This is a genomic window from Lacimicrobium sp. SS2-24 (assembly GCF_002201535.1).
Taxonomy (GTDB): Bacteria; Pseudomonadota; Gammaproteobacteria; order Enterobacterales; family Alteromonadaceae; genus Lacimicrobium.
This window is the reverse complement of record NZ_NIWW01000001.1, coordinates 526,435-549,679: the sequence shown is the minus strand read 5'-3', so window position 1 is coordinate 549,679 and position 23,245 is coordinate 526,435. Positions and strand designations below refer to the sequence as shown.

General features: G+C 51.0%; 22 protein-coding genes. 12 read left to right on the top strand and 10 right to left on the bottom strand.

All coding sequences use genetic code 11. The annotated features are described in order from the left end of the window. The first annotated feature begins 116 nt into the window (after nucleotides 1–116). The 6 genes from CCY32_RS02440 (at nucleotide 117) to CCY32_RS02415 (ending at nucleotide 4,434) form a co-directional block, all read left to right on the top strand. Nucleotides 117–1,400: a DUF2254 domain-containing protein gene (locus CCY32_RS02440; RefSeq protein WP_088328965.1), complete on the top strand. Its 1,284-nt coding sequence runs from the start codon at nucleotides 117–119 to the stop codon at nucleotides 1,398–1,400. A gap of 62 nt (nucleotides 1,401–1,462) precedes the next feature. Next, entirely contained in the window at nucleotides 1,463–1,672 is a 210-nt protein-coding gene (locus CCY32_RS02435) for a hypothetical protein (RefSeq protein ID WP_088328964.1), read from the top strand. Between the two features lie 133 nt (nucleotides 1,673–1,805). Then, the gene (gene rluB, locus CCY32_RS02430; RefSeq protein WP_088328963.1) at nucleotides 1,806–2,654 is read left to right on the top strand and encodes a 23S rRNA pseudouridine(2605) synthase RluB; all 849 of its coding nucleotides are present in this window, start codon (nucleotides 1,806–1,808) and stop codon (nucleotides 2,652–2,654) included. A gap of 12 nt (nucleotides 2,655–2,666) precedes the next feature. Further along, complete coding sequence (locus CCY32_RS02425) at nucleotides 2,667–3,608, top strand: DMT family transporter (protein WP_088328962.1); 942 nt, start codon at nucleotides 2,667–2,669, stop codon at nucleotides 3,606–3,608. A gap of 30 nt (nucleotides 3,609–3,638) precedes the next feature. Continuing rightward, entirely contained in the window at nucleotides 3,639–4,013 is a 375-nt protein-coding gene (locus CCY32_RS02420; RefSeq protein WP_088328961.1) for a DUF2750 domain-containing protein, read from the top strand. A gap of 7 nt (nucleotides 4,014–4,020) precedes the next feature. After that, nucleotides 4,021–4,434, top strand: coding sequence for a SufE family protein (locus CCY32_RS02415; RefSeq protein ID WP_088328960.1), 414 nt, complete (start codon nucleotides 4,021–4,023; stop codon nucleotides 4,432–4,434). Nucleotides 4,435–4,496: 62 nt separating this feature from the next. On the opposite strand, the gene tcdA is transcribed toward CCY32_RS02415, so the two are convergent. Next, a complete protein-coding gene (gene tcdA, locus CCY32_RS02410; RefSeq protein ID WP_088328959.1) occupies nucleotides 4,497–5,306 on the bottom strand; it encodes a tRNA cyclic N6-threonylcarbamoyladenosine(37) synthase TcdA in 810 nt (269 codons plus the stop codon). Nucleotides 5,307–5,748: 442 nt separating this feature from the next. Between tcdA and CCY32_RS02405 the strand changes: the two genes are divergently transcribed. Beyond that, complete coding sequence (locus CCY32_RS02405) at nucleotides 5,749–6,033, top strand: hypothetical protein (protein ID WP_348638932.1); 285 nt, start codon at nucleotides 5,749–5,751, stop codon at nucleotides 6,031–6,033. 71 nt (nucleotides 6,034–6,104) lie between these two features. Here the strand turns inward: CCY32_RS02405 and CCY32_RS02400 are convergent, their stop codons facing one another. Together CCY32_RS02400 and CCY32_RS02395 are read right to left on the bottom strand one after the other, a co-directional pair. Further along, entirely contained in the window at nucleotides 6,105–6,863 is a 759-nt protein-coding gene (locus CCY32_RS02400) for a transporter substrate-binding domain-containing protein (RefSeq protein ID WP_088328957.1), read from the bottom strand. A gap of 173 nt (nucleotides 6,864–7,036) precedes the next feature. Further along, the gene (locus CCY32_RS02395; protein ID WP_088328956.1) at nucleotides 7,037–8,779 is read right to left on the bottom strand and encodes a diguanylate cyclase; all 1,743 of its coding nucleotides are present in this window, start codon (nucleotides 8,777–8,779) and stop codon (nucleotides 7,037–7,039) included. Between the two features lie 220 nt (nucleotides 8,780–8,999). Between CCY32_RS02395 and CCY32_RS02390 the strand changes: the two genes are divergently transcribed. Beyond that, nucleotides 9,000–9,791, top strand: coding sequence for a transporter substrate-binding domain-containing protein (locus tag CCY32_RS02390; protein WP_088328955.1), 792 nt, complete (start codon nucleotides 9,000–9,002; stop codon nucleotides 9,789–9,791). 61 nt (nucleotides 9,792–9,852) lie between these two features. Here CCY32_RS02390 and CCY32_RS02385 read toward each other — a convergent pair whose 3' ends face one another. From CCY32_RS02385 to CCY32_RS02365, 5 genes are all read right to left on the bottom strand, one after another. After that, nucleotides 9,853–10,641 carry an FRG domain-containing protein gene (locus CCY32_RS02385; protein ID WP_088328954.1) on the bottom strand — a complete coding sequence of 263 codons (789 nt, stop codon included), beginning with the start codon at nucleotides 10,639–10,641 and terminating at the stop codon, nucleotides 9,853–9,855. A 169-nt stretch (nucleotides 10,642–10,810) separates the two neighbouring features. Next, a complete protein-coding gene (locus tag CCY32_RS02380; RefSeq protein ID WP_088328953.1) occupies nucleotides 10,811–12,001 on the bottom strand; it encodes an amino acid aminotransferase in 1,191 nt (396 codons plus the stop codon). Between the two features lie 116 nt (nucleotides 12,002–12,117). Then, entirely contained in the window at nucleotides 12,118–12,912 is a 795-nt protein-coding gene (locus tag CCY32_RS02375; RefSeq protein ID WP_088328952.1) for an NRDE family protein, read from the bottom strand. Continuing rightward, nucleotides 12,912–13,871, bottom strand: a complete 960-nt coding sequence (locus tag CCY32_RS02370) for an FHA domain-containing protein (protein WP_088328951.1) — start codon at nucleotides 13,869–13,871, stop codon at nucleotides 12,912–12,914. The genes CCY32_RS02375 and CCY32_RS02370 overlap by 1 nt, the downstream gene beginning before the upstream one ends. Next, nucleotides 13,862–15,133 carry a serine protease gene (locus CCY32_RS02365; RefSeq protein WP_088328950.1) on the bottom strand — a complete coding sequence of 424 codons (1,272 nt, stop codon included), beginning with the start codon at nucleotides 15,131–15,133 and terminating at the stop codon, nucleotides 13,862–13,864. Before CCY32_RS02365 ends, CCY32_RS02370 begins: the two co-directional genes overlap by 10 nt. A gap of 202 nt (nucleotides 15,134–15,335) precedes the next feature. Here CCY32_RS02365 and CCY32_RS02360 point away from each other — a divergent pair, with 202 nt between their 5' ends. The 3 genes from CCY32_RS02360 to CCY32_RS02350 all read left to right on the top strand — a co-directional run bounded on the left by CCY32_RS02360 (nucleotide 15,336) and on the right by CCY32_RS02350 (nucleotide 19,210). Continuing rightward, entirely contained in the window at nucleotides 15,336–15,932 is a 597-nt protein-coding gene (locus tag CCY32_RS02360; protein ID WP_088328949.1) for a lysophospholipid acyltransferase family protein, read from the top strand. A 70-nt stretch (nucleotides 15,933–16,002) separates the two neighbouring features. Next, a complete protein-coding gene (locus CCY32_RS02355; protein ID WP_088328948.1) occupies nucleotides 16,003–17,241 on the top strand; it encodes a cystathionine gamma-synthase family protein in 1,239 nt (412 codons plus the stop codon). Between the two features lie 244 nt (nucleotides 17,242–17,485). Then, nucleotides 17,486–19,210 carry a potassium/proton antiporter gene (locus tag CCY32_RS02350; protein ID WP_088328947.1) on the top strand — a complete coding sequence of 575 codons (1,725 nt, stop codon included), beginning with the start codon at nucleotides 17,486–17,488 and terminating at the stop codon, nucleotides 19,208–19,210. 64 nt (nucleotides 19,211–19,274) lie between these two features. Here the strand turns inward: CCY32_RS02350 and CCY32_RS02345 are convergent, their stop codons facing one another. Continuing rightward, nucleotides 19,275–21,770, bottom strand: coding sequence for a CHRD domain-containing protein (locus CCY32_RS02345; protein WP_088328946.1), 2,496 nt, complete (start codon nucleotides 21,768–21,770; stop codon nucleotides 19,275–19,277). Nucleotides 21,771–21,966: 196 nt separating this feature from the next. Between CCY32_RS02345 and CCY32_RS02340 the strand changes: the two genes are divergently transcribed. Continuing rightward, nucleotides 21,967–22,578 carry an NAD(P)H-dependent oxidoreductase gene (locus CCY32_RS02340; RefSeq protein ID WP_088328945.1) on the top strand — a complete coding sequence of 204 codons (612 nt, stop codon included), beginning with the start codon at nucleotides 21,967–21,969 and terminating at the stop codon, nucleotides 22,576–22,578. A 98-nt stretch (nucleotides 22,579–22,676) separates the two neighbouring features. Here CCY32_RS02340 and CCY32_RS02335 read toward each other — a convergent pair whose 3' ends face one another. After that, nucleotides 22,677–23,228, bottom strand: a complete 552-nt coding sequence (locus CCY32_RS02335; protein ID WP_088328944.1) for a glutathione peroxidase — start codon at nucleotides 23,226–23,228, stop codon at nucleotides 22,677–22,679. Nucleotides 23,229–23,245 lie beyond the last annotated feature (17 nt).

Sequence of the window (23,245 nt, the reverse complement as noted above, 5' to 3'; positions counted from 1 at the left end):
CGACCTTCGCTGGCATCGAATACAACGGGTTGAGTTGGACAATGGCCCCTGCAAGTCATCGGGGCTTCAGAGCTGAAAACCAGCATGGTTAAATCAGATCATTGCAGGAGAGCAACATGCCATTTATATCCGCCGACAGAATCAGGTTCTTGCTACAACAACTAAGCAAGCAATTGTGGCTCAAGCCCCTTGTCATTTCTTTGTTGTCTGTTTCGGTAGCTTTTCTGGCGAAGTTTGCCGAAGGAACCGAGCTGGCAAACTGGATGCCACAGGTGACCTTTGAATCCGTATCCCACCTGTTATCCGTAATGTCATCCAGCATGATGGTGATTGCCACCCTGGCGGTAGCGTCGATGGTATCGGCCTATGCTTCGGCAAGCAGTACTGCCACTCCCAGAGCAGTTAAACTGGTGATTGCCGATGACTTATCTCAAAACGCCTTATCGACTTTTATCGGTGCCTTTATTTTCAGCATTGTGGCGCTGACTGCGATTGAAAATGATTTCTATCAGGACGCCGGACTGTTTACTTTGTTGGTGTTGACCGTTCTGGTGTTCGCCATTGTGATCCTGACTTTTGTGCGCTGGGTAGACAGGATAGCCCGATTAGGCAGGGTCGGCACGACTATAGACTCTGTCGAGGATGTTGCCGCTCAGGCACTGTTGCGCCGCCGCAAGGCCCCCGCTTTGGGTGGTGTGATTGCCACCGGCGGATGTGTTGAGGGTGTACCGCTTTACTGTGATGAAGTAGGTTATATACAACATATTGATATGGCCAGATTGCAGAAGTGCGCTGAAAAATGGCAGATAAGGGTCAGGCTGGCGGCACTGCCCGGTACCTTTATTACCCCTGACCGGCCTCTGGCTTATGTTAAGGGTTCACAGAACAAGCTTGACGAGCAGCAAAAACAAAAGCTTTGCGGAACCTTTATGCTCGGCACATCACGAACCTTTGAAGATGATCCGCGTTTTGCGCTGGTGGTGCTCGCCGAGATCGCCAGTCGTGCTCTGTCTCCGGCGGTTAACGATCCTGGCACGGGTATCGATATTATCGGCCGTATGGTGCGTCTTTTTGTGCTCTGGGGGAAAACAGACAGTGAGCCGGACTCTTCAGAACAGAAAAAACAGACTGCTGAAGTCAGCTACGATCGTATTGAGGTACCGCTGATCTCAGTGGATGATATGTTTGATGATGCCTTTACGCCCGTCGCCCGTTATGGTGCGGCTAACGTGGAGGTCGCAATACGGTTGCAAAAAGCGTTACGGGCCTTGTCGAAGTCAAAGGATGGCGCCACCCGCAAGGCGGCTGAAAAGTATGCGGCACAGGCAATGGAGCGCGCTGAGCGGGCGTTGGTTCATGACCAGGATATCACCAGGGTACGCAATGTGATTATGGATTAATGTCGAATTCAGCCGGGGCGCTTCGACTCAGTGCTGCTATTTGTAAAACAGGCACTACAAGGTTGAAGCCGTCATTTGTTCTTTATCTCAGTCAATTATATCGGCAACATTCCCGCCAGGTACTGGCGACCCAGATCCGTCTGTTGGGGGATTTTCAACTGGCTGAAGAGGCCAGGCAGGAAGCATATACCTCAGCATTGCAGCAATGGCCACAACAAGGCACGATCTGGACGGTGAAAATGAGCTGGCACAGCTGTATTTTGCCAGGGTGATATTTTACTGACATCGATGATAGCCATTTATTGGTATTAGCCTCGTCCTGCACGTACAATAGCGCCGATTATTCAGTGAATTTTGTGCCAGTGGCTGCATAGCAGTCCTCTGGCCGCATAGAGTGGAGCGCAGGTGAGCGATAAATTGCAAAAAGTACTGGCGAATGCCGGTATCGGTTCCCGTCGGGAGATGGAAAAATGGATCAGCGACGGCCGGATTTCGGTCAATGGTAAAGTGGCCGAGCTGGGCCTGCGTGTGGAGCCGGAAGATAAAATCCGGGTGGATGGCAATCCGCTTGGCCCGCAAAATCAGAAAGCCGTGTGTCGGGTGCTGATGTACAACAAGCCGGAAGGGGAGCTGTGCAGCAGGAAAGATCCCGAAGGCAGGCCCACCGTATTCGATCGTCTTCCACGCATTAAAAATGGCCGCTGGATAGCGGTTGGCCGGCTGGATATAAATACTAGCGGTTTATTACTGTTTACCAATGATGGTGAACTGGCCAACGGATTAATGCACCCCAGCAAGGAAGTAGAGCGTGAATACGCGGTACGGGTGTACGGCAAAGTCACCGATGTAATGCTGAAACGCCTCAAGGCCGGGGTCAAGCTTGAAGACGGTGAAGCCAAATTTACCAGCATACGTCGCCACCCCGGTGATGAAGACAGCATGAACCACTGGTTTAATGTGACCCTGTCTGAGGGCCGTAACCGCGAAGTCAGACGCATGTGGGAATCTCAGGATGTCACCGTCAGCCGTCTGATTCGGGTGCGTTATGGCGATGTGGAGCTGCAGAAACGCTTGCCTCAGGGCGGTTGGGTTGAACTGGAGCTTAAGGCCGTAAACGGTCTGCGTAAGTTGGCCCAGTTGGCCCCGGAAACAGAAACCTTGCTTAAAGTGGAAGATAAAAAACAACTGGATCACGTGCAGATATCACGTATGCGCCGGGCCGTCAGAAAACATCAAATCAAAAACAAACAATAAGCGAATTCCCCTATGCAGACAGTGGCTGTCAGACATTGGTATGGCTTTGGCCTGTCATTGCTTACCGCGTTGTTATGGGGCATGTTGCCGGTTTTCCTGAAGCTGTGCCTGCAAGCTATGGATGCAGTTACTATCACCTGGTTTCGCTTTACCCTCGCGGCACTTGTCGTTGGGCTGATGTTGTACAAGGCCAAAGCCTTGCCTCCCATGCGCTCTATCAGTCGCAGCAATAATCTTTTGCTGCTGATGGCAGCGGTGGGCCTGATCGCCAATTATGTGTTGTATTTGCAAGGCGTGGATTATCTGAATCCGGAAACGGCGCAGGTGCTGATTCAGCTGGCGCCTTTTTTGCTGATGCTCGGTGGCATTCTGTTATACAAAGAGCGCTTTAACCGCCTTGAAAGTTTTGGCGCGCTGGTACTGATCAGCGGGTTGTTGCTGTTTTTCAATGAGCGCCTGCCGCTGTTGTTCAGCTCGCTGGGACTCTACACACAGGGTGTGCTGTTTATTATTGTGGCCGCCATTACCTGGGCGGTATATGCCCTGTCGCAAAAAGTCCTGCTCAGGGCCATAACGGCCAAACAGTTAACGCTTATTCTGTACTGTGCCGGCTGTCTGGTGCTGCTGCCTGTTTCTGAGTTAGAAACCGTACTGCACCTGAGCACACTGCAATTCTGGGCATTGATGTTCTGCTGCGCCAATACCATAGTGGGCTATGGTGCTTTCACTGAAGCTCTGCATGTATGGCATGCATCTAAGGTCAGTGCGGTCATTGCGCTGGCGCCATTATTCACGTTTTTAAGCATGGAAGCGGCAGTGCGTATCTGGCCCATGCATTTTAGTCCCAGTGAACTGGATCACTGGGCATATATTGGTGCAGGGATGGTAATGATTGGCTCGATGCTGACCGCAGTGGGTAAAGGTAAGCAGAGAATACCAGCACCACAGGAGTAGTATTTGCGTGAGCTTTGAACTGAGGCGGTTATGACACAACAACAACCTGATTTAACTGCGCTGGACGCGGAACAACGTGCCGAGCAGACTTTTTTACTGTTATTGGAACAGGGACAGCTGTGGGGCTTGTCGGTAAAAGAGGGCTGGGCCATGCTCAGTGCCGAGGGCGATGCCTGCACACCGCTGTTTCCAGACCAGACATCGGCTATGGCCTGGGCTAAGGTACATTTCCCTCAAGCCAGGGCAGCGGTGTTGACGCTGGAGGAACTGCAACATCGCTGGTTCGGACTATGGGCCCCTGATGAGGTCATGTTAATGCTCTTTCCTGTGGTGCGCGAAGAAGACGCCATTGTGGTAAAAATCGAAGAAATGCAGCAGGCCATCGCACAAGAGCAACGCGGATAATCAGACCATGGCAGATTGCACACCGCACCCACCCTCATCCCGGACACTGGCTAGCACCGTGCAACAGGCCAGAGGCTGGGATAATCAGCTGAGGGCGTTAATGCTGGCCGGTAAGCACCTGCCGATATTACCCGAAGACTTGCGCACCGCAGAGCATGAAGTGCAGGGGTGTGAGAGCCAGGTGTGGCTGCAGGTTTCGACTCATCAGGGGCAGATACAGTTACAGGCTTTCTCCGCGAGTAAAATTGTGCGCGGGTTGCTGGCGTTGGTGTGCGAAGCGCTGGCCGGTAAAACGTCAGAACAGGTGAAAGCCTTTGATCTTCCCGCCTACCTGGCCGAGATTAACCTGGAGCGGCATTTAAGTCAGTCCCGTAATAACGGTTTGCATCAGGTGATGCAGGCCATTCAGAGCCGGTTCTGAGTTAACGCTGTTTCGGTATCAGAAGCGCAGGAATAATCTTGCACCTGCATTTCAGTGGCGGCTTATTCGGTGCCGACCTTTTCCTGATGTTTGCGTTCACAGCGTTGCAGGTATTTTTCCATCACTCTTGCCGCCGCAACAAAGCCAAAGCTGCCGGTGACCGCCACTGAGGCCCCAAAGCCCGAGTTACAGTCGAGCTTGACGCCCGCGCCGGCAAATTCCTTGTTTTGACAGACCGTACCATCGGGTTGCGGATAACACAGCTGCTCGGTGGAATAGACACAATCAACGGCAAAGCGACGTTTGGGGTTGGTGGTAAAACCGTAATCCCGACGCAGCAGTGAACGTACTTTAGCAGCCAGGGGATCCTGCTTTGTCTTACTCAAATCAGTAACGGCTATTTGCGTAGGATCGGTCTGACCACCGGCTCCGCCAATGGTCAGTACCGGCAATTTGCGGCGTTTACAGTGAGCGATGATAGCTGCTTTGGCTTTCACCGAATCGGTGGCATCAACCACATAATCCATGTCATTGAGGTACTCATGCACATTGTCCGGTGTCACAAAGTCCTCAATGCAGCGCACGTCACACTGGGGGTTAATCAACTGAATGCGCGAACGCATCGCCTCTGTTTTGTCTTCGCCAACGGTGTTAGTCAGCGCATGGATCTGGCGGTTAATATTGGTCGTGCAGATATCATCCAAGTCTATCAGCGTCAGCGTACCCACTGCCGTTCGCGCCAGCGCTTCTGCGACCCAGCTACCGACACCACCGATGCCGATAACGCAGAAGTGAGCCTGTTGTAGCCACTGGGTTTGCGCAAGCCCATAAAGCCTTTGGGTGCCGCCGAAACGCTGTTCAAAATCACTCATGAATAAGTAGGATTAGCCAGAATAAAGGGCGCAGAATATAGCATAAATGCTAATCATCCGTTAAGTACTCCTGACCCCATGCTGATTTTATCAGTACATGTATGCAGCACCTGTGCATAGGCAGCTTTTTGCCTATAACGACATAAATTGGCGAACTGAGCGGACGTCGCCTCTGGCGCGGGCAAGGCGTATGATCATGAACGGTGAGGCTGATGTTATCGTACCAACCTTTTTTCAGGCTGATGAAAAAGACTATTTTGTGTCCTCAGAAATTATTTAATACCGCCCGACGGTATTTTCTCTGGCACAGAGAGAGTTAGAATATTCTGCACTGGCAGACATTGAAGGGGCCCGCATTGCAACGTTTCAGGGAGCGACGGGGTATTTCGGCCCGGCTTTTGCCAAACTGGTAAAAAACAGTCATTACCGTGAGATGCACGACATGTCAGTGTTGCCCAGTTTGCTGTTTAAAAAACGCACCGATTTGGTGGTGCTTGATTACTACATTTTCCATTATTATGCCGAAGAACGCGTGCCGGATTACGAACAGAGTAGTGTCAGGGCCCATGCGTTGACTCCTGTGGTGCCAGCCTACGCGGCTTTTCATGACCAGGCGGTCAGAGACAAGTTTAATCAGGCTTTACTGAAGTTTATTGATGAGGGCAGAGTGCCTGAGGTGATTCAGCGCTACGTAGACTCGGACAGTAGCGCATTGCAGATGAAATAAGCCGTCAAAGGTGAGCGGAGAGGATAGGGCTCGTATCATAGCATCCTGTTCTTCCTGTTCTTCCTGTTTCGCTATGGGTGCGCTGATGCTTTTGTTTGCGTAAAGTGATTGCGGATGTCGTCATAACGGCCGCTTTTTTTCAGACGGGTGAGTTCCCTGTCAAACGCGTCTCTGAGCGAGGCCTCGCTAAAGCCGACATAAAACCACAGAGGGTTTTGCTCAATGGGCAATAAAGCTTTGCCGAGGCGATCCAGTTGTATCTTTTTATCGCTGTGCTCTGGGCGTGTTTTAAATTGCTGAAGATGCCAGCTCAGCAGGGTTTCATCGATTAACACCACCTCGCAGCGCCCATTCAACCAGTCCGCCACCTGCCACTTTTGCTCCGGGTACTCCCAGTAATCTGCTTTATTCTCTGTCCAGGTTGAAATACCGATATGTTCATTGGCGCTTTGCCAGGCGCACAGGCTGAAATGCTGCAGGTCGTTGATATCATTAAGTGCCAGGTCAGCAGAGTGACGATGGATAGCATAGTTGTAATAGGCAATAAACGGTTGAGAATAAAACAGTGACGGGTTGTTGGGCTGAACTTCCACCGAAATATCCACTTGACCTTGTTCGAGGAGCTTGTCCATGCGCAGGTTGGAGACAAAAATGGCCTGGTATTGCCATTCAAGTTTCTGGGCCACAGCGTCGAAGAGTCTTACACTGATACCATCGGCCAGCACTTCATCCACATAAGGGGGCCGACTCTGACCAAAAGCAACGGTAAGCTCTGCTGCCTTTACCGTCACACAAAACGTCAGCAGTAATACCGCATAAACCCAATTCATCTGCTATCTCAATCACTTTTACTATCCACCAGTATAAGGGGCATGAGGCTGTAATACTAACCGCTGAATTGTTGATGCAACGCTGACAAAACGAGACACAACCAATCGAGGCTTGTTTTTATGAAAACTGATGGGCTTGTGGCTTTCTCAGAACGTTGAGAGCTTTTATCTGACTACCCTGTAGCATTTCCCAGTTGAACCTGATTGCGGCCAGTTTCTTTAACCTGATACAGGGCGTTATCGGCTGCATTGATGAGATCGTCCAAACCATCACCAAAGCTGTCGTTTTGTCTGAGGGCAGCAGGCGCACTGCCGCTGACACCAAAGCTGGCAGTAAAGTGAATCTCGCCCTTGTCGCTGTCGATTTTGCTTGATTCAATTAAGCGTCGTAACTGCTCGGCATGTTTGCGGGCTTGTTCTTTGTTGGTGTCTGGCAGCAATATCAGAAATTCTTCACCACCCCAGCGTGCAATGATGTCGCTTCGCCTGGCACTATGGGTTAATAGCGAAGCGACACTGCGTAACACCTCATCGCCGAGAGTATGGCCATAGCGGTCATTAATTTTCTTAAAATGATCGATATCCATCAGGATAACAGAGACATCGCGCTTCGATCTGAGCTGTTGATGCCATAAGGGGTAGGCGGCGTGTTCAAACCCGCGCCGGTTGTTCAGTCCGGTCAGTGGATCGACGCGGGCAGTATGCAGCGCCACCCGTTTTTCTGTTTCGGTCAGGCGGAAGCGTTGCGCCAGTAAAAAAGCCAGGCAAATTGACTCAAAGGCCATGCCCACCTCAATGAGTTTGAAGGTCACATCATTGTATGGGAGCAGCCCGGCGACAGCGGCTGTTGAAATGCAGATGCAGGTAGCTGCGGTTACCGAGCAGATCACAAATAATCTGGCCGTGGCAACCTGGTGTCTGATGGCTTGTATTCCCAATATAATAAACAATACTGCAAAACTGGTGTTGAGGATAAACGCCAGCAATAAGGACAGGGTGAGATTATTTAACAGTGCCCCGATGAGCATGCCTGCAGGAATGAATACCGTGACGCCGATGGTAATTCTGTCTAATGTGGGTGCATATTGGCGCGTCTTGAGCAGGATGCGCGCAAAATGAAGGCCGGCGATGGAATAGGTGATCATGAGAAAGATATCTAGCCAATCCTGAAAGTAGGGACCCCAATCGGGCGTAAACCAGGTATGCAGTTGCCCGGTATAGGATAAGCTGTTGATCACAAAACCCAGCAGGTATAGGGCGTACAAGCCATATTCACTGTGTCGTATACCGAGATAGATCATCAGATTATACAGCGCCAGTGCAATCATGATGCCGTACAGAAATCCATATTGGTAACTGCTGGAAATGTCTCTTTGTATAGCCCGCGTTGATTCGGAGATTCGAAGAGGAATGGCCATGGGGCCAAGGGTATCTACTCTGAGATAAAGTTGTGTTTCACCGGCTGGCAATTCGGTTTCAAAAGCAAAGTAGCGGTATTGCATGGGGCGCTGCGCATAGGGTAGCGCATCGCCTCCTACCACATGTTCAATCACTCTTCCCTCGTGTACCAGCCAGGCGTCAATATGATCAAGCCAGGGGGTTTCAGTACTAAATCGATAGCTTTTTCCCGCTTCACCATCAGTATGCAGACGTACTTTCAGCCAGACCGGCGCCACACTGATCCCCAGCGAAATGGACTGACTTGTGCCTAGGTTGACCGGATAAGTCTTAAATTGTGTGATGGCTTGTGAAAGGGATAGCGGCTCCCCGGATTCCTGGAAGTAATTACTGTATTCACCTGCGGTCAACGCGGGTTGCTGGTTTAAATCCAACACCGGTTGTGCGCCGCTGACCGAAGGTACCAACAGGAAAAGGCAAAAACTAATCCACCGGATGAGAAACTGTGGTGATGGCATGCTTAATGATCTCTTGCCCTTTATGGGTATGCTGCAGGTTAGCGTGTTTGTCACAGTGATGACCAATCCCTAATTGTATACTAAAGCCCAACTGGGAAAAGCACCAATAGCAAAGGGCGAGGTGTGAGCGCACAAAGCTTTCCCGTTGCGGTCTGCGCGACCTGCGTCGCAGACTGCTATAGTGTAATGACATTCTCTTTTTTGTAGCGGTGAATCCTTCATGCAAGTCTTTATCGGCTGGGCTCTGTTTCTATTATTCAGCTCAGGCTGCCTGGCCTGGCAGGCCCCGGATCCGGAACTACACTTTCTTACAGAACACAGCCCACCGGCACAATATATTAACGAAGTCGAGCAAATTGACGGTGTCACTATTCAGTTGATTCGTCACTTACAAGCCCGCTTAAACGAAAAAATCCGCTTCAGTTTATTGCCCTGGGCGCGGGCGATGAAAATGGCCCGGCAACAACCCAATACAGTACTTTTTGAAACCGTACGCACCCCCGAGCGAGAAGCGTTATTCCAGTGGGTCGGGCCGATTAAGTATTTTGATATGCAGTTGTACACCTTACCCAGGGTCGTGGCGAATCCACAAGATTATGGGACCGATAATCTCAGGGCCTGTGCCTATCGGAGTTCAGCACAACTGGGGTATTTTAATCAGATGGGCTTTGAAGTCGGGCGCAATCTTTCAATGGTTGCCAATGCTCATGAGTGTCACACCATGGCGGAGCGTAACAGAGCTGATGTTATTGCACTGAATGCATTGCGTTACGGCGAATCTGTTCATTACGGTGACGTCAGGTTAGAGCGCTGGAAACCCCTGTATCGTTCTTATTTGTATCTGGCATTTTCGCTGGATATCCCGGGCGCAAGAGTCGCCCGCTGGCAGGAAGCACTGATGCAAAGCTACGCGGATGGCACCATGCGCCGCTTGTATCAGCATGACTATCCTCAAGCCATGATTGAACATCTGGAGAAACAATGGCAGGAAGAACGCCAGACGTCCAAATAAAAAAGCCATGAATGCCCGGCGATGACGTAAGTTTGGTGAAACCGCCCATGTCTTGGTTATGTCAGTTGTCTCTCGGACTGTAATGGCGCTTAAGCCACTGACTTAACCCTTCGAGACCAGGAAACAGAACCCGCTCTGTAATGTTGGATTGATCCAGTTTATCGCGAATTTCCCACTTGAGTTTGGCCGGAATAATCAGTTTCTGAGCATCAATCCGGGTCTGTTCTATCAGCTCCTTCAAGGCCAGTTGCGCATTGGAGGCGACAGAAAATAAGGCATGCTGGTTGATGATGCGACCATCCAGAGCCGGTGGCTCAAAAAACAGGAAAAAATCTGACTCACCGAGTCGGTCAAAAACGTCCAGCTCGCCCACCAGTTGGGTCAGCAGTTCTACCGTAAACACGTTGCCGCCAGTTTGTTCGAGCTGTATCGCCATATTCTCAGGCAATTGCCGGAAGGAGTCGTGGTAATTCACTTTCCAGATCACCGCATCCTGCTCGCTCAAATCAATATCCGCAGTGGCAAAGTGCATTGCCACCATGGGGGAGTAGGTCCAATCGAGCAGTCGGGTAGGTAAGCCATGGTGCTGTGCCAGTGTTAGCCAGTGCCAGATTGAGCGGTTTGTATCAAAGCTGTCGTGGCCGTATTTCTTAAAATTTCTGAGCAGATGGCGTTCAAGCTGAGCGTAATGTCCACCCAGTCGCGCCAGCGAGGTCTTTAGTTCAAAGCGACAATCAGGCAAACCGCGAAATACATAAGGGGAGCGATAGCGGGCAATAAGTGGGTCCCATGAACCGTCGAATAACAGTTCCTGCAGGTGTTCCCATGAATGAGCCACAAGGGTTTTCATTATTACCTCGTTCTTAACAACACGCTGTTGTGATCACAACAGGTTTGGTATGCATGAGCGTTTACAACAGTGTAGTCAGCATTTATGACGAAATAAGGAAAAACAATGATAGGCGCGCAGAAAAAAGGAATTAAAACAGCACTGCCACGTGGCAGTGCTGTAGGCAGAATCAGAGTATCGCAGTCAGTGCATCGGCAATGTAATCTACGTTGCTGGTGCTGATACCGGCGATATTCACACGGCTGGAGTCCACAAAGTAGATGGCGTAATCATGGCGTAGCTGCTGCACCTGCTCCGGGCTGATGCACAGATAGGAAAACATGCCTTTTTGTGTATTAATAAAGGAAAAGTCTTTGCTTGCGCCTTTTTCTTCCAGCTTACTCACCAGCAGGCGCCGTAAGGTCTGCATTCTCTCGCGCATACTGCTGACTTCACCTAACCATTCCTGTTTCAACTCTTCACTATTAAGAATGATGTCTACCAGTGCGCCCCCATATGAAGGTGGCATAGAGTAAATGCCACGGGCAATGGACTGAATTTGTGTCTGGATGGCGTCGCGCACCTCACGACGGGCCGTGATCATAGCGGCCAGACCGACGCGCTCACGATATAACCCGAAGTTTTTCGAGCATGATGCGGCAACAATTAATTCTGGCAAATTATCAGCTAAAAGTCGTAAACCGTAGACATCATCGTCGATTCCGTCGCCAAATCCCTGGTAAGCAATATCTAAAAAGGGCAGAAATTCACGTTCCTGCGCCAGCTCCAGCACCTTGTGCCATTGTGCCTTGGTTAAATCGGCACCGGTCGGATTATGACAGCAGCCATGCAACAGCACGACGTCACCCTTATTGACCTTTTCCAGACAGGCAACCATGTCATCAAAGCGAATACCGGCCTGATCTTTGTCAAAGTAGGGATAGGTTTCAATGTTCAGGCCCGCACTGCCAATCAGAGGGATATGATTGGCCCAGGTAGGATCGCTGACCCACACCGTGAGCTCGCCATTGCACCGCTTCAACAGCTCCGAAAGAATGCGCAGGGCACCACAGCCGCCTGGCGCCTGAACTGCAGCCACGCGCTCTTCAATCAGCGTTTTATGACCTTTACCCAGCAACAGGTCCAGCATGCCGCTGATGTAACCGGGCACGCCCTGAGGCGTGATATAGGTTTTTGAATCTTCGTTGGCCAGCAGGATCTTCTGTGCTTTGGCAACCGAACTTAAAATGGGCGTACGGCCCTGCTCATCCTTATAAACGCCAACACCCAAATCCACTTTTTTTGGATTGGTGTCCTGTTTATAGGCGCTGGACAAACCAAGAATAGGATCAGCAGGTAACTGCTTGAGCACTTCTAACATGATATCCCTCTGTAATAATGTACCTGTGGCCAGGTAGGTTGATCGGCAAGAGCGCTTATTATGCCAGCCATAGAATTAATTTCGAGAGACAAATGGGTTATATGATAAAACTCTGATTAACAGCCCTGAAAGTGACTGTGTATCTCCAGCGTTTTAACCGCTTGGCCCTGTTGGTCGAAGGTGCGTTCTGCCCAGCGAAATCCTCCTTTGTTGTCGATAAAGAGTAACGTAGAGCTGCGGGTGCCATAGTCTTCACCTTCGACAAAGATGGCAGACAGGCGTTTTTCCCAGTCTCTGGGAATGCCGGTATCAGGTAATAGGGCGTCATCGGCCTGCTGGGTGTCTTTGAGCAGAGTGAAAAGCCGTTCATCATCCGGCGCCTCATCTGTCAGCGCCTCAGCCAGTGCATTGATGCCGCGGGTGGTTTTAGGCCACGGACTGTCAATATCCGCATTTGAAAGGCCATAAATGCCATCCTTGAGGGCTTCATGGCGATTCTGGTGATTGTTATACACGTGCAGTCTTACCCCCTGTTCTTTGGTGTAGTGCCCAAAAACCAGGTTGTATCCGTTAAAGTCTTGTTTATGACGTGCTAACCAGGCCTGATATGTCTTCGATGACTCGGCATGGGGTACCTGACGAAGGTAGTCCGTCACCAGTTTGCCACGACTTTGCCGGTCAGCTACCACGCTTTGAGGGGCACGAATATTGGTCAGTGCTGCAATGCGCCCTCCGGTGTTGAGGCCCATCCAGGTGCCGCCGGCCTGAAGATCCCGACCGGCGAGCACTGACGGTGTATCCGCCCAAAAGCCCGAACTTGCGGTTGGCCGTGCAAAAAATTCATCCCGATTTGCCGCAATCACCAAAGGGTAGTCAGGGTGTTGATTGAGGGCAAGAAACAAAATACACATCAGGGTTTGCTTCTGAGCCTGTCGGCTTTGTCATATATATCAGGCAGCTGTTTAAGGTAGTGCTCGGTATCGACGCCGTTAGTCACAGCCGCATCTTCATAGAGTAAACTGAAGCTGTAGTTGGGGCGGGGGGAAAATTCACCTTGTTTTAACTGGTTCCAACCCACTACGCCTGCCAACAGTATTAACGAACACAGCAAAGTAATGCGGTTGCGTTTAGCGGCAGCCTGATGAAAGGCGAGCAGCAGAGTCAGCCACAAGAGCAGGGCAAATACCAGCGTCAGACCGAGGTGTTCTGCCACCCCCCAACCCGGTAACTGCGGGAAGTTGAAGCTTATCCAGTGATTCACCTCAGACAGCCCCTCACTGAGCAGTGCGATGATCCAGAGTACCGAAAACAGGCTGGAAAGCCTGACATCCTGCTTCTGTAGTCTGGAGAGTAAAGCAAATAACAGCGGCCAGACAGAGAGCAGAATAAACTCACTAAACAATCGCGGTAAGGCCTTGCCCAGCTCAAATTCCGTGTACGTATGTTGATAACTTTCAAACACCAGGGTGGCGGCGTAGAGAAGCCCCATAAACAGTGCAAAGCGCCAGTGGGTTAGAATATCCAGACGGGTTTCGATGGCACTGAGTTTAATGGCTGGCGGAACGGTATTATTGCTGTTGAACAAGCGTAAGCGGGTTTTTCCCAGCACTACGACGTCGTGTTTATCCACTACTGCGCGATCGCATTTTCTGCCATTGACGCTCATGCCATTGATGGAATCCAGGTCAATAATTTCTATCTTGTGACTATCCGGATCCTGCTTGATCAGTGCATGTTCGGCACAGACATAAGGGTCTGTCAGACGGATGTGGTTCTCGTAACCACGACCCAGACTCACCGTGGATTGATCAAATTGATAATGCTTCACCTGCTTGTTATTGGCAGAAAGCTTTTCGATGACTATTGCCATGCCATAGCCTCCATAAAACGTTTGGTAAAGGCCAGGCTCAGAGAGCGTGACACACCGGCAAGGGTAAAGTGACTGATCAGCCCCTGGTTTTTCTGATCGTAACTGGCTCCAAGCATCAACACGTCATAGAGTTGTTCAAAGTCCTTGTAGGCTCTGATGCAAAATAATAAGCGTACTTTCATTCCCTGTTGGTTGTAGACCCGCTGTTGTTCACACTGATAATTGGTACTGAATTCTTTAGCAGAATTATTCCCCGGACCTGCAGACTGCAGGCTCTGTTCGTAGAGGTTGTAAAAGGCTGCATCGGAGAGCGAGTCGGAGGAGATCCACTCGTACTCAATTTCCAGGCTGCCGGTGCGCAATTTATTGTTCAGGTAAATTTCCTCTTCCAGACGACAGCGTTTTTGTGCGGTCAGATAACGGGCCTCTTTGTCGTTGGCGTTAGAGTTACCCCAGCAGGGCAGGAAATTCACTACCTCTGCGGCGACATTGGCTCTGCCAAGTGCGGCCACAGGCCAGGATGATTCTATAAAAGGCTCTAACAGACGGGACTGGTTTGCCAACAGCTGCTGCTCAATTTCTGCGATAAAATCTGCCGGCGGCGCGTCTTCGGCTCTTGCCAGCAAATGTCTGAGTCTGGCCAACGGCACCAGAAAGCCAATCTGATTCCCGGCGGTGGCCACATTGACTCCAACCACTTGTCCGAGGGCATCGACGGTGGGTCCGCCACTCATACCCGGATTGATACTGCCGGTAAAATGGATTTTTTGATTAAAACTATTTTTCTTCAGCCCGTTAAAGGTCCCCGGCACCACAATCATGCCCAGATCATGAGGATTACCCAGTGAGTAAATATTGTCACCCTGAGCAGGCAAGTAGGGCGCGACTGGGAGGTAGTCGCTATTCTGAGTCTCCCGGCGTACCAGAGCCAGATCGTTGACCACATCGATATGCTGTAAGCTCAGCAGTCCAGACTCGCCATCCGCGGTGAGATATTCAATGCGGTATTTTTCCGGATAAAACACCTTGTCAGCGATCACATGATAATTCGTTACCATGAGCCCGTCTGCGCTGACCTGAAAGCCCGATCCGATTGATGATTTATTACCTGACTCCACTTCGATCATCCGGATTTGAAACAGCGCCGACTGGTAGTGGCCGAACAATTCTCTGGCATTCTCCTGTGCCACTGAGGGCAGGGTGAAAAAAAGCGAGACAATGCCAAGTATCAGGCTTCGTGGAAGTACAACAGATAGCAGCATGACGTTACCAAAAGAACAAAAGGAGCTCTATTGTGCCTCATCCCCATGGGTTTAGACAATTGAGCCGCTGTGAGTCAGTGCAAAGCCGGGATGAATGGCGAGAAAAGTAGCACGACAGTTTTTAAGTACGATCGTTATTAGTGCTCGACAGGCCCCCGTGCTTGTTGGATCATGCCCATCCTTGACAGTCAGGGTAGCCAATATGAAAAAAGACCCACTCCCTATTACTATCGGTCAGGATGTTCCACGACGTGGCAACCGCTTTAGCCAGTGGCTAGGGCGCTGGGTATTGCGTCTTATGGGCTGGACGATGGAAGGTCAGTTTCCTAATCAACAGCGCATAGTAGCGTGTGTGGCGCCACATACATCGAACTGGGATTTCGTGCTGGGTCTGGCAACGGTGTTTGCTTTGCAACTGAAGGTGTCGTTCTTAGGAAAGCACAGTTTGTTTGTGGGACCATTTGGGTGGTGGATGCGCAAAATGGGCGGCATTGCGGTGGACAGACGGGGAGCGCATGGTGTGGTGGAGCAGGTGAGTGCCAGGCTGAAGGCCGAACCCACTGTGCTGGGTGTCGCGCCCGAGGGCACCCGCAGACGCGTAACGCGATGGAAAACGGGTTTTTTACATATTGCCAGGGCTGCCGATGTGCCCGTATTGCTTATTTATTTTGATTATAAGCGCAAAGTGATTGGATTTGGGCCTTTGTACAAAATCGGCGATGATATAGACGCAGAGATGGCTAAAATAAGGGCATTTTATGCTGGTGTGCATGGGCGCCACCCGGAGAAAGCCGGTTAGGCATCCGCGAAAGAGCAGATAAATCGCTACCTCAGAGCAGGCAGTGAACAGATTGATTAAGGGGATAGTGTTGGATTTTAAAGGCTTTACCACCAAATTGGTGCATGCAGATCGGCTGTTAAATACGCCTGAAGACGGTGCGGTGCATCAGGCAACGACGAATTCGGTACTGTTTGAATATCCAAAGGTTGAGGATCTGGTTGACGTATTTCAGGGACGCCAGAATGGGCATGCCTACTCGAGACAATCCTCGGCGTCGATTAATGCGCTGCAAAACATTCTGGCAGAAATGGAAGGCGGTGTTGGTGCGCTGACCTTTGCTACCGGGATGGCCGCCATTACCACCACGCTGCTGACCCTGTTGCGCCAAGGCGATCATCTGATCCTTAGCCAGTTTTTGTTTGGTAACACCAATAGTTTCGCCGATACGCTGCGCGGATTCGGTATTGAGGTCTCGCTGGTGGATGTAACCGATGTTACTCAGGTCGCCTCGGCAATTCAAGACAACACCAAAGCGGTCTATCTGGAAACTATCGCCAATCCGGTTACTCAGGTGGCCGATCTGCAGGCCATTGGTGAGCTGTGTGAGCAGCATCAACTGGTGTATATGGTGGATAACACGATGACGCCGGCCTATCTTTTTGATGCTCGTGCTGCCAAGGCTTCCTTGTTGGTAGGGTCGTTGACTAAGTATGTCGCCGGTCATGGCCATGTATTGGGCGGTGCTGTCATTGATACCGGCCTGTATGACTGGCAGCAGTTCAATAACATTAACCCGGCGTACAAGAATCAGCCTGCCCAGCTTTGGGGAATCACGCAAATTAAGAAAAAGGGCCTGCGTGACATGGGAGGGTGTTTAACACCAGATTCGGCCCATTTAATCTCCGTCGGACTGGAAACCCTGGCCCTGCGCATGGAGAAGTGCTGTACCAACGCGCTAAAATTAGCCACCTTCCTGGCCAGCCATGACAAAGTGGACAAGGTCTATTATCCGGGATTATCCGATCATCCTCAGCATCAATTGTCGCGGGCGTTGTTCAAACATTACGGCGGTATTCTGAGCATCGATCTGAAGCCAGGGCTGGATTGTTTCGCCTTTTTAAATCACCTGCAATTGGTACTCAATGCCACGCACCTTGGAGATACCCGTACCCTGGCGATTCCTGTGGCCCATACCATTTATTATGAAATGGGTGCCGAGCAGCGTGAAAAAATGGCCATCAGCGATAATATGATTCGCTTGAGTGTGGGCATTGAGGATATCGAAGACATCATTGACGATTTTAAACAGGCATTGGATGCGATTTAATTGCCGTATTCAGGCATACTGATATGCAGTGAGAGGAATAATAAGCGTGGCCGGCGCCGTCAATAGGTCAACAGCGCTCTGGCTGCGGTATTCGTGAAAAGCTTCTCAGAAGTGGGCCTGGCGGCAAGTTTTTGCGGTCCAGGTTTTTTGCAGCCCAAGTAACCTGCAAAAAACTTCTTGGATGATACGGGTAGAGGCTCACAAGAGGCTTTTGTTTAAACCCTGAGACGCTCTGGGAGCACGGATGGCAGAAATTAATACCATACTGCTTTTTATTGGTGCGTTACTGGTACTGAGCATACTCGCCAGTGTGCTTTCAGACAGACTGGGCGCGCCTTTGTTGCTGGTGTTTCTGATTATGGGGATGCTGGCAGGCGAAGAGGGTATAGGTGGCATTGAATTTCATAGTCCGGAACTGAGCTTTCTGATTGGCTCTGCCGCCCTTGCCATTATTCTTTTCGATGGAGGGATGCGTACCCAAAAAGAACGCTTCCGTGTGGCCTTGTGGCCAGCCATCAGTCTGGCCACCGTCGGTGTTGCGCTCACCTGTTCGCTAACCGCCGCCGGCGCGGTGTATTTCTTTGACTTACCCTGGCCAACGGCACTGTTAATTGGTGCCATCTTAAGTTCCACCGATGCGGCAGCCGTGTTCGGTATATTTCAATCCCGGGGCGTAGTCCTCAAACAACGTGTTGCCTCCACTCTGGAAATTGAATCCGGCACCAATGATCCTATGGCGGTTATCCTGACTATGGCATTGACTGGTGCACTGGTGTCAGGGGTTGAACTGCATCTTTATCCGCTGCTGCTGGATGTGGGCTGGCAGATGCTGGTGGGGCTGATTGCGGGCTGGCTGGGCGGTAAGGGTTTTGTCTTTATGGCCCGTAAAATCCCCCTTAATTTTAGTTTTTTACCCCTGTTAGCCGCGGCCAGTGCCATTACGGTGTTTGCACTGACCAGTCATATCAATGGCAGTGGCTTTCTGGCGGTGTATTTGATGGGTTATCTCATCGGCAATGCACGGCTGCCACATCTTATTCATATTCTGCAGGTTCAGGACGGATTGACCTGGCTGGGACAGATTCTGATGTTCTTAATTCTGGGGTTGTTAGTCACGCCGTCTAACCTGATTGCTCACGCACCACTGGCCATTTCTGTAGCATTGGTGCTGATATTCGTTGCCCGGCCCATTGCGGTGCTGGTGTGCTTATTGCCGTTTTCCTTCCCGTGGCGCGAACAGGTTTTTATCAGCTGGGTGGGATTGCGCGGAGCGGTGCCAATTATCCTCGCCTTGTATCCCTGGCTCTCCGGTCTGGAGGATCAGGAGCTGTACTTTGATGTGGCTTTTTTCGTTGTCCTTACCTCGCTGTTTATTCAGGGGTGGACCATGGCGCCCATAGCACGCTGGCTAGGTTTAGAGGTGCCGGAAACACCGCATCCCAAAGAACGGGTGCCACTGGAGAGCATCGCCAGTGAAGATCCCCTTGAGGTGATGTCTTTTCCTATCAGTGCGGATGTGCCGGCTTTTGAGCATAAGTGGTTTGAACTTAACTTCAGTGCGGATATCGCCTTTGCCGGTGTTATCCGCGAACATATCTGGATACCACCGGATCCCAACAGCCGTTTGTTAGACAAAGATGTCTTGCTGGTGCTGGCTAAAGACGCCGATATAGACAGTATCAGCCGGGTGCTGGCTGCCAGTGGGGAAGGGCGAAAACTTAAAGAAAGTGAATTTTTTGGTGACTTTAGTTTGCATGGTGACCTGACCCTGACCGAAGTGAATAACTTCTATCCGCTGGGGGATCTGGCGAAAAAAGTGGCCGACCTCAGCCTCTCCGAGTATTTCAGTCTTAAATATCACCGGCGAGTGGTGGTGGGTGACAGTCTGCGCCTGGGCCAGGTGATCCTGACGGTCAGAGAACTGGATGAGAAGGGCAATATCATGAGCCTGGGTATTCGGGGAGCCTGAGCAGCGCAGTATTAATGCATAAAAAAACCGGTCATTGATGACCGGTTTTTTTATCAGGATGGTGTTATTCGAAGCCCAAGGTAATCTGGCCGCGAATTTCGCCATCAGGAAAGGCGTCAGTATGGAAGTTAGTATACAAGCCATCGGCTTGCATGACTGCCATCTGCTCGCTGGTCAGCGTGGCATCCAGGGTCCATAAACCCGCTTCAGGATTCTCCAGCGCCACCACAACGGGACCATTTTCACCCGCATTGCCAGCGTGAATGTGTCCAGCGTTGGGACTGATGTCTGACAGATTCAGAATCGCCTTGATGGTCATGGTACTGGTATTGAGAGTAATCGCGCCTACGCCGCTGGCATCGGTTTCAACGGCGGGGACCTCCTGATCGCCACTGGCTACCACACCATAGACTTCAATGTTGGCGGGCGTGATTTGACCACGTAACTCGCCACTGGGATTGGCCGGGGTGTGCACGTTGACATAGTGACCGCCCTCCAGTAACTGTGCTGCATTGGCCTCATCGAGCATGGCACCATCTGGTGTCATCCACACATTGAAATTATCCGGATGTTGTTCCAGCGCCACATACACTCCGCCATTTTCACCAGCATAGCCAGCATGAATGTGGGCCATTGTGGCATCCTCAACGCCTGAGGTAACCGCCACCAACTTAACGGCAAGCGTATTCACATCCAGCGTTGCATAACCACTGCCTGTGGCCGCAGTATCAACCCGGGGAATTTCCTGATCGCCGCTCAGTGGAAAGGTCACGATGGCTACGCCATCGGGTAGGATCTGACCTCTCACTTCACCATCAGGGTTGGCGTCGGTGTGAACATTAATATACCACTCACCGCCTTTGAGGGCCGAAACCTGGTCATCCAGCAGGTTCGTGGCATCTAGGGTGTAAGTGTTTTCTGCGCTTTCGGACAGGGCAAAGGCGACCGGCCCGTTCATGCCGATATCGCCATCATGCACGTGCACACCGGTGACATTTTCAACGTTACTGGTATCGACAGAAACACTGAACAGACGGTTGTCTTCATCCAGCGCTACGGTTGCGCTAGCGCTGGCGTCGGTCATGACAGCGGGCACTTCCTGAGCGCCACTTAAGTTGACACTGAATGTCTCTGTTGCCTCCAGCATAACCGGTTCAGGCACCTTATCATTGACGATAACCGCCTGCAGGGGAGCACCGCCGCCACTGGCGTCCATGGCGATGGCACTGAGCACATCACCTGCAGATACCTCAACCATCAGCGGGCCGATGGCGGCATCTTTACTGCCAGCCGGGGTTATGGTGACATAATAAACCCCTGCATCCAGTTGCACGTAGCCTGTTGTGGCCAGATCGTCAGGATTATAGGGCACCGCAGCAAAGGCGGGATCAGATGCGCTGATGTCATCGGTGGCCGTCACATAGATATCCACATCAGCGGCCGTGGGTGAGTTGTGAATCAGACGCACCTTTGCCGCTGTGGCCAGTGCGCGGTTGTCATCGGCTAACAATGCCAGATTAATATTGGCAAGGGTGTTGGTGGCGATGGCGGTATAGCTCATGCCGGTAGCCGGGCTTACCGGAATGTCATCCAGCGCGACGATGCTGTTATCCGCATCCGCAACCACATCCACGAGCAGGTCTGCCGCGGTTACGGGCAGGTAATCTGTGGCGTTGGGATAGCTCAGGCCATCTAACTGATAATGAATGGGCGCATCGGCATTATTGACCAGCACATCCACGTCGGGGGCGTCCGGACTGCCGTGAACCACACGTAAGTTGGCCCCGCTTTGCGCGTCCCAGATTTTCATCGACCCTTCACCGTCTGCGGCTAACAAGGTGACAGGTGATGAACCTGAGCCCACATTGGTGGTCGCAGCAATCATCAGATCAGCGCCATCGGGCAGATTAACCGTGCCTGAGTCGTACACCACATCTTCACTGCCTGCTGGCGTGATACGAATCTGGTAGTCTCCCTCTGCCACTTCTGCCTGACCGGTGAACTCGCGATAGGACAGTGTTGCCAGTGCCTGCGCACTGCTGAGGTCATCGCCGGGAGCGGTGACATAAATGTCGACCATGGGCGCATTGGGTGCGGCATGCACCACCTGCACTCTGGCGCTGCCTGAAGTGACTTCGGTAAAAGTGTTTTCAATGATCAAGGGTTCGATGGTTTCCACCGTACCAATGGCCAGAACGTCGTAGGTGGTGTCGCCAACAAGATCCAGATCAACCGGGCCGATGACGGCAGTCGTGCTCTGATCGGGCAAAATGGCATCGACCTGAACCGAGTAACTGCCTTCTTCCAGGGTTATCCAGGGAGAAGAAACCTGATAATCGACGTTTTCCAGCCCGGCCAGGATGTCGCCACCGGCGAGCACATTGACACCGGGGGCGTCAGATACCGCATGTGTTACCCGTACAAAGGTGTCAGCGGCTGCAGGCGGTGGTGCAGGTGCTGGCTCGGGCGTTTCTATGGTATCATTGTCACTGTCCAGCCAGCAGCCGGACAGTACAAGCGATAGGCTTGAGATCGCAAAGAGTTGCGTGATCCCTTTCATGGTTATTTCCTCGTTGTTGTTAGTGCAATTTCGATTACGGGGAGGGCCATGGGGGGGATCACATTTATTTAACACCCACGGGATCTACATTCCTGCAAAAATTCGAACATTTAAGCCTAATTATTGCGATTTTATTTCTATATATCCGTATTAAAATCTCAGTTATCAAATTTCTGAGAATAACGGAGTCGATAACATGAAAAATGTTCTGGTCATCAACAGTAGCCTCAATGGTGCTGACGGCAAATCTCATCAGCTGACGGATAAGTTTGTTCAGCAACTGCAGCAAAAAAAACCTATCCAACTTGTGCAACGGGACTTAAGCGAAGATGCATTGCCCCATTTAGATGGTGCAGAAATGCAGGCGTGGATGACAGATGCGCAGCAGCGCACGCCGGAGCAAAAGGAGTTGGCGCAAAGGTCACAGCAATTAATTGATGAGCTCAAGCAAAGCGATATTCTGGTGATTGGCATGCCGATGTATAACTTTGGTGTTCCCTCGGTGTTTAAAGCCTGGATAGACCGTATTGCTCGGGCTGGCATTACCTTTCGTTATACCGAACAGGGGCCACAAGGACTGATTGAAGGCAAAAAGGTTTATGTGTTGGCGGCGCGCGGCGGTATTTATCAGGGCACCGAACGAGACACTCAGACCCATTATCTTAAAAATGTACTGGCCTTTCTGGGCATGACAGAGGTGGAGTTTGTCTATGCGGAAGGATTGGCGATGGGCGAAGAATCAGCCCAAAAAAGTTTTGCCAATGCCGACGAAAAAATTTTTGAACTTATCGAAAAACATGTTGCCTGAATTATTGCAGTGAGTGAGGGTTTTTACCCTTACAAAAGTGTGTTCCTAGTTGAGTGTGCTCTTTATGCCCCACCGCCCGGTGGGGCTTTTTTTTGTCTTCAGCTTTTATTGGCTGCGAGCGTTTCTTCCAAGGTTTTCACCAAGTCTTCATCCAGCGGCTTGGTGAACGAGCTATATGACTCAACCACTTCGCCCTGTGCATTGACCAGATACTTGTAAAAATTCCATTTCGGTGTCGTGCCAGATTTTTCCGAGAGCATTCGATAAAGGGGATCGGCATCATCGCCTCTTACCGGCATGGGTTCGAACATCGGGAATTCCACCCCATAGGTGAGTTCACACAACTCTGCCGTTTTGGCTTCGTCTTCATCTTCCTGATTAAAGTCATGAGAGGGGAAGCCCAGCACAACAAAATCCTGATCTTTGTACTGGGAATACAGCTTTTCCAGGCCCTCAAATTGTTCGGTAAACCCACAATAGCTGGCGGTATTCACAAACAGCAGGGTTTTGCCCTGGAAGCTTTCGCACAAATTAACCGTTTCCTGTGAGTTAAGTTTACGTTTGACGAACTTCAACAGATCCGGACATTGATTGGCATGGGCGCTTGCTGCCATCAAACTGATAAACAGGGCAATAAAACGTTTTTTCATGGGACAACCTTAATCTT